General features: G+C 45.8%; 5 protein-coding genes. 3 read left to right on the top strand and 2 right to left on the bottom strand.

Annotated elements, in window-relative coordinates:
• Window positions 1-63: 63 nt before the first annotated feature.
• The gene (locus AC5JMF_RS27475; protein ID WP_495798880.1) at window positions 64-291 is read right to left on the bottom strand and encodes a hypothetical protein; all 228 of its coding nucleotides are present in this window, start codon (window positions 289-291) and stop codon (window positions 64-66) included.
• Between the two features lie 240 nt (window positions 292-531).
• Between AC5JMF_RS27475 and AC5JMF_RS27470 the strand changes: the two genes are divergently transcribed.
• The gene (locus AC5JMF_RS27470; RefSeq protein ID WP_495798879.1) at window positions 532-1,827 is read left to right on the top strand and encodes a chloride channel protein; all 1,296 of its coding nucleotides are present in this window, start codon (window positions 532-534) and stop codon (window positions 1,825-1,827) included.
• A gap of 79 nt (window positions 1,828-1,906) precedes the next feature.
• On the opposite strand, the gene AC5JMF_RS27465 is transcribed toward AC5JMF_RS27470, so the two are convergent.
• Complete coding sequence (locus tag AC5JMF_RS27465; protein WP_495798878.1) at window positions 1,907-2,149, bottom strand: hypothetical protein; 243 nt, start codon at window positions 2,147-2,149, stop codon at window positions 1,907-1,909.
• A 384-nt stretch (window positions 2,150-2,533) separates the two neighbouring features.
• On the opposite strand from AC5JMF_RS27465, the gene gyrA reads away from it, so the two are divergent.
• Together gyrA and lnt are read left to right on the top strand one after the other, a co-directional pair.
• Window positions 2,534-5,122: a DNA topoisomerase (ATP-hydrolyzing) subunit A gene (gene gyrA / locus AC5JMF_RS27460; RefSeq protein WP_495798877.1), complete on the top strand. Its 2,589-nt coding sequence runs from the start codon at window positions 2,534-2,536 to the stop codon at window positions 5,120-5,122.
• Window positions 5,103-6,653 (top strand): apolipoprotein N-acyltransferase, encoded by a 1,551-nt coding sequence (lnt, locus tag AC5JMF_RS27455; RefSeq protein ID WP_495798876.1) that lies wholly within the window; start codon window positions 5,103-5,105, stop codon window positions 6,651-6,653. Before gyrA ends, lnt begins: the two co-directional genes overlap by 20 nt.
• The last annotated feature ends 223 nt before the right edge of the window (window positions 6,654-6,876 follow it).

The raw sequence follows: 6,876 nt of genomic DNA, 5'->3' as shown, positions 1-6,876 counted from the left end.
GTTCTTTTATGGACTCTTCAGAAATCCCCGTGTCTTCAGACCGGGGAAGCTTAACCATCCCAATTACTCCTCTCTCATCGTAAATCCAGTCATTTCATCAGTTGGTTCATCAAGCATTTCGGGTACTAAAGCTGGGTTGCCTCTGTGTTCTTCTGGCGATTGTTCTCGGATAACATCGTCCATTTTTGGTGGATGTTTGATTTTATCTAGTACCTCTGGGCTTAATTGTGATGCATCGCCTTCTGGATTCATCTGTTCGGCTTGACTTGGAACTGTTTTCTTATCCACCATAACCATTTCCCTAAACTTAATACGCCCAGCTTAAATTCTCACGCCGCAAGGTACACACTATCTTGGGGCTTAAATTGTGGTGTGGGGAATGGGGAACTTGGGGCCCCCACTCTCGGAGAAAGTGGGGATTAGGGGGAATGGGGAATAGATAACAAATGACCAATGACTAAAAGCTAATAACATAAAAAACGTAAATATTCGGTATCTTACGTTTCACTTTGTTAAATAGGAAATTAAGCAGTGTTACCAAAGAAGCCTTCTGCTACTGAGCAAACTCAACGCTGGACATTTTCTCAAATTTTTGGACTGGTAAGGCGTAATCCTCTGATGATTTCGCGGTGGGTTATCCGCTGGGCTGCTGTGGGGACTGTTTGTGGTCTATTCGCTAGTTTGTATAGGTATGTTTTAGAGCAGATAATCCACGGCTTGCACAAGTTTGAGGGTTTAAGTCTGTTATTGGTGATGCCACTGAGCGGTTTAATAGTTGGGCTTGTGATTCATTTTCTAGGCAATCCTGGTGAAATTGCTGTGATAGTTGATAATATTCATTTTCGCGGCGGACGCTTGGATGCTCGCAAAAACCCCTCAATGATTCTCGCTTCTTTAGTGAGCATATCGGCGGGTGGTAGTGCTGGGCCGGAAGCACCACTAGTACAAGTTACAGGTTCTTTTGGTACTTGGGTTGGCGATCGCTTGCGACTTCAAGGCGAAGACCTCAGATCTATGAGTTTAGCAGCGATGGCTGCTGGCTTCACGGCTTTGTTTGGCGCACCTCTGGGTGGGGCGATGTTTGCCCTGGAAATTCTACACCATCAGCATATCGTGGAATACTATGAGGCTTTGATGCCAGCTATTGTTTCGAGTTGTGCTAGTTATTTAGTGTTTGCCACAATTACACGCTTGGGAATTGCCCCGACTTGGCATTTCCCCCAGTATCGCCTAGAGAATATCGATGATTTTGCTTTTGCTATCTTGTTTGGGATTATAGGTGCAGTGGCAGGATGGATTTTTATTGGTATTTTTCGCAGTTGCGATCGTCTTTTCGCTCGAATTCCCAGCCCCATTTATATTCATACAACACTAGCAGGGCTTGTGTTGGGAGGTTTAGCAGTTCTATTACCTCTAACTCGTTATTTTGGACATGAGGAATTAGAATCGGTGATTAATACTGACTTTTCTGCTGTTTTCTTGTTAACTCTGGCTTTGGGTAAAATGGCTGCTATTAGCGTTACCGTCACAGGTGGATGGCGCGGTGGATTTATTATCCCCTTGTTTTTTACTGGTGCTTGTATTGGCAAAGCCACAGCAATCTTGATTCCAGGACTAAATCCAGCCCTAGCGATGATTTGTACAATGGCAGCTATTAACGCAGCGGTGACGCGCACACCTGTAAGTACAACTTTGTTACTGTCGAAACTGACTAACTTCACTCCCTTGACGCCTATTTTATTCGCTAGTTTGATAGGATTTTTTCTAGCTCCCAAAGTTCCCTTAATTGCTTCTCAACTCAAGGCTCAACAAGAAGCTACCGATTAAACAGATGTCAGACCTGAAGAAACAGAGAGAGTGGGGAGTGGGGAGTGGGGAGTAGGGGAAGAAAAAGAGTTTCTTTCATTCATCGCGGGCGGTGTGCCGCCAGTGAGATGCTTTTGAGAAACTCTTGCTTGGTTGCAAAATACTCAGTAATTTCCTCACTATTCACAGGTATAACTTGTGTAAATGGTCGAATTGGTTGTAATAAGCCATTCACGCTGCAATGGGAACCATTAGCCTTTCTATAAATGCAACTGGGACTTATGCCAGGTATCCGAAAGTATTCACCTAGTTGTAATTGTTGAAAGATCGCTTGCGTCTTCATAAATCTCTATTCAGAGTTAGTGGAACAAGTCTACCGAAAAAAGTATGTGGAAACAATGGAAGATGTTTGTCAAACTCAGTTATTACTGTTCCCTGTTCCCCTTCGGATTCGCCAGTCGCTCATGGGGGAAACCACGCCACTCCCCTCAAGTCGGGAAACCCGCCCACGGGGGTGGCTCCCCAAGACTGTGCTGGCTCACCTGTTCCCTGTTCCCAACCATAAGCCTTTTAACACTACGCTGACGTTCAGCTATCCCAGCAAAAAAAAGGAGTGTGTGATAGAATTGTATCAGAATATAGCAATTATTCAAGAGAAATTTAGAATAATTTTGCGCTTTGTCAAGTATAAAAGCTAAAATCTACGATTTTTGGAGATTTTTAGGTTATGACAACCTCACAGGAGAGGATTATCCCAACAGACTTGCGAAATGAGATGTCGCAGTCTTATCTGGAATACGCCATGAGTGTGATTGTGGGTCGGGCGCTGCCAGATGCCAAGGATGGTCTGAAACCTGTTCATCGTCGCATTCTCTACGCAATGCACGAGTTAGGTTTGACGCACGATCGCCCTTTCAAAAAATGTGCCCGTGTGGTAGGGGAAGTGTTGGGTAAATATCACCCCCACGGTGACACGGCAGTGTACGACGCTTTGGTGCGGATGGCGCAAAATTTTTCGATGCGATCGCCCTTAGTTGATGGGCATGGTAACTTCGGTTCTGTAGATAACGATCCGCCAGCGGCAATGCGATACACAGAATGTCGCTTGCAAGCTTTAACTAGCGCGGCTCTGCTGCACGACATCGAATCAGAAACTGTAGATTTTGCTGATAACTTTGATGGTTCACAGCAAGAACCCACAGTTTTACCGGCACGTGTCCCGCAGTTACTACTGAATGGTTCTTCTGGGATCGCAGTGGGGATGGCAACCAATATTCCCCCGCACAATTTGGGCGAGTTGATTGATGGCTTGGTGGCATTGATTCACAATCCAGAAATCACTGATATCCAGTTAATGCAGTATATCCACGGGCCAGATTTTCCCACAGGAGCGCAGATTTTAGGAACAGCCGCGATTCGAGAAGCGTTCACCACAGGGCGTGGTTCGATTACCATGCGTGGCGTGGCTAACATCGAAACCGTTGAACAGCGAGGACGTCCAGATCGAGAAGCAATTATTATCACCGAATTGCCTTATCAAACCAATAAAGCGGCGTTGATTGAAAAAATCGCCGAAATGGTGAATGAGAAGCGCTTAGAGGGGATTGCAGACATCCGGGATGAAAGCGATCGCGACGGGATGCGAATCGTGATCGAACTCAAGCGCGATGCCTATCCCCGCGTCGTCCTCAATAACCTTTACAAACAAACCCCACTGCAAGCCAACTTTGGGGCCAACATGCTAGCGCTGGTAAATGGGGAACCCCAAATCCTCACCCTCAAGCAATTTCTAAACGTCTTCTTGGATTTCCGCATCGAATCCATCATTAGACGCACCCGTTACGAACTGCGGAAAGCTGAGGAACGCGACCATATTTTACAAGGTTTACTCATTGCTTTAGCGCAATTAGATGCAATTATCAACTTGATTCGCCATGCACCAGATGCACCCACAGCCAAAGGTGAGTTAATCACAACCTATGGTCTTTCAGAAGTCCAAGCAGATGCGATTTTACAGATGCAACTGCGACGGTTAACTGCCTTAGAAGCAGACAAAATTCGCCAAGAACACGAAGATTTACAAGTCAAAATTACCGATTTACAGGATATTTTGGCCCGGCGCGAAAGGGTGCTAGATATCATCGAAACCGAAGTTACCCAACTCAAAACTAGCTTTGCTACTCCCCGTCGCACCGTAATTTTACCTGGGGAAGGAGAAATAGACGATCGCGACTTAATTGCCAATGAAAAAGCGATCATCCTGCTTACCGAACAAGGTTACATCAAACGGATGCCGGTCAACACCTTTGAAGCCCAAAGCCGTGCTACCAGAGGTAAAGCCGCAGCCAAAGTCAAAGAAGATGATACTGTTGAGCATTTCTTAACTTGCTGCGATCACGACAGTGTTTTATTTTTCAGTCAGCGTGGCGTCGTTTACTGCTTGAAAGCCTATCAAATTCCTGTAGGTTCTCGCACCAGTCGAGGTACACCGATTGTGCAAATGCTGCCCATCCCCAAAGAGGAAAAAATCACCTCGATTGTACCAGTAAGCGAGTTTACTAACGACGTATATCTGGTCATGCTTACCAAAGGTGGCAACATCAAGAAAACAGAATTGGCCGCGTTTGGTAGCATTCGTGCCAATGGTTTAATTGCCATTTCCCTAGAAGAAGGCGATCAACTCCGCTGGGTACGACGTGCGAGAGTGGAAGACAGCGTGATCATCGGTTCGCGTCAGGGTATGGCAATTCACTTTCGCTGCAACCACGAACAACTGCGTCCTCTAGGTAGGGCTACCCGTGGTGTGAAAGCGATGAAACTCAAGAAAGGCGATGAACTGGTGGGGATGGACATTCTGCCTGCGGCAATTCTGGCCACGTTAGATACAGCTACAGAAGCCGAGGGTGAAGAAATCGAAACCGAAGAAATCATCGAAATCGAAGAGTCTCCAGAAGAGGTACCAAGTAACGGCAGTGTTGGCCCTTGGGTGTTGGTAATTACCATCGGTGGATATGGTAAACGCGTACCAGTTGGCCAATTCCGTTTACAAAACCGTGCCGGTCAAGGTTTAATGGCAACCAAATTTAAAAACCGTAAAACCAAAGACCAACTAGCAACCTTGGGCATTGTCAACAATGACAATGAAATCATGATGGTGACAAATCGCGGTATTATTATTCGTCAAGCAGTGAATGCAATTTCTATACAATCGCGTTCCGCTACGGGAGTAAGAGTGCAGCGCTTAGACGAAGATGACGCCATCACTGGAGTGGCAATAGTTCCCCCTGATACTGTTGATGCAGAAGAAGCAGAGTAACAAGCAAGCGCTGCCATATCTAATTGCTTTAGCCAGCGGTATTATCATGGGGCTAACCGTTGCCCCTGTGGGTGCATGGTTCTTAGCTTGGGTTGCCATAGCCCCCCTATGGGTTTTGGTTGTCAATTCTCACTCCAGCCAAAAATCAAAAATTAAAAATGCGATCGCCTGGGGTATTGGTTATCATGGTACTGCCCTATTCTGGATTACTGGCATTCACCCCATGACTTGGTTGGGTGTGCCTTGGTGGCCAAGTTTAGCGATCGCTTTTTTCTGTTGGGGATTCATCAGTCTATATGGTGGGCTATTCCTAGCTATTTGGGCAGCCTGCATGGTTCATCTGACCAAAAAACTATCGTGGTTACGTGTATTAATTAGTACAGGAATTTGGTGTCTTTTAGAAGGACTTTGGAGCGCTAGCCCCCTATGGTGGAGTTCTCTTTCTTACACCCAAAGCCCGCATAATCTCGTAATTTTACACCTGGGACAACTCTCTGGGCCTAGTACTGTTACAGCTTTGATCGTCGCAGTTAATGGTTTAATTGCGGAAGGATGGATGAATCGCCAAGACGCCAAGATTTTCTCTGCGCCTTGGCGGTTCGTTAATAAATATTTTGCGATCGCTACAATTCTATTAATTACTCTACACCTAATTGGTTTTACGCTCTACACCCGTCCTTTAACCCAATCAATAGAAGCTGCTCTCAAAGTCGGCATTATTCAAGGCAATATCTCCAACCTCATTAAACTCCGCCCCGAAGGAAGACAACGGGCACTCATCGGCTACACCGATGGATACTTAACTTTGGCAAATCAAGGGGTAGATGCAGTCCTCACCCCGGAAGGAGCCTTACCTTTTTTCCAACGTGACTTAATCAGAACCCCCTTAGTTGCAGCGGTACAGCAAAAACAAATAATTGCTTGGGTTGGTGGTTTTGGCGAAAAAGGGCGCAGCTATACCAATAGCTTATTTACAGTTAATGGTAATGGTGAAATTGTCAGCCGTTACGATAAAGCCAAGCTAGTACCTTTGGGAGAATATGTTCCCTTTGAAGAGATTTTAGGCGGGATTATTCAGCGTTTATCTCCTCTAGACGAACATCAAGTCCCAGGTTTACCTAATCAGGTTTTTGACACACCCCTTGGCCGTGCTATTGTTGGTATCTGCTATGAATCTGCTTTTTCTGAGCAATTTCGCCGTCAAGCTGCTGCGGGTGGGCAATTTATCCTCAGTTCATCTAACGATGCCCATTATAGTGCCCCGATGCCACTCCAGCACCATGCACAGGATATTATGCGGGCGATTGAAACCGATAGATGGGCAGTACGGGCAACCAATACCGGGTATTCAGCTTTTGTAGATCCTCACGGCAGAACTTTGTGGATATCTGGATATAATACCTACGAAACTCACGCTGAAGTAATTTATCGACGGCAAACGCAGACTTTATACGTGCGTTGGGGTGATTGGTTAACACCATTATTGTTGGGGTTGGGTGTCGTGGGATGGTTTGTAATTCGTAATTCGTAATTCGTAATTCGTGAGAGAGTCGGAGTCTTGGCGGTTCCCGTCGAGTCCGAACTCCCGTTAGCGCAGCATTAGCGACGTTCGCGTAGCGTCTCCGGCGATAACCGTAGTAATAGATGAAACTGGAGATAGAAAAAAAGGTAGAAATACAGATTATGTTGCAAGACAATATGGTTCTTCGGTTACTTTTATGGAGAATTAATACTAAAGTGCCAGTTTAATAAAC

The sequence above is a fragment of the Desmonostoc vinosum genome, assembly GCF_059505385.1.
Note: the sequence above shows the minus strand (reverse complement) of the source record. Positions and strands in the feature narration are given on the sequence as shown.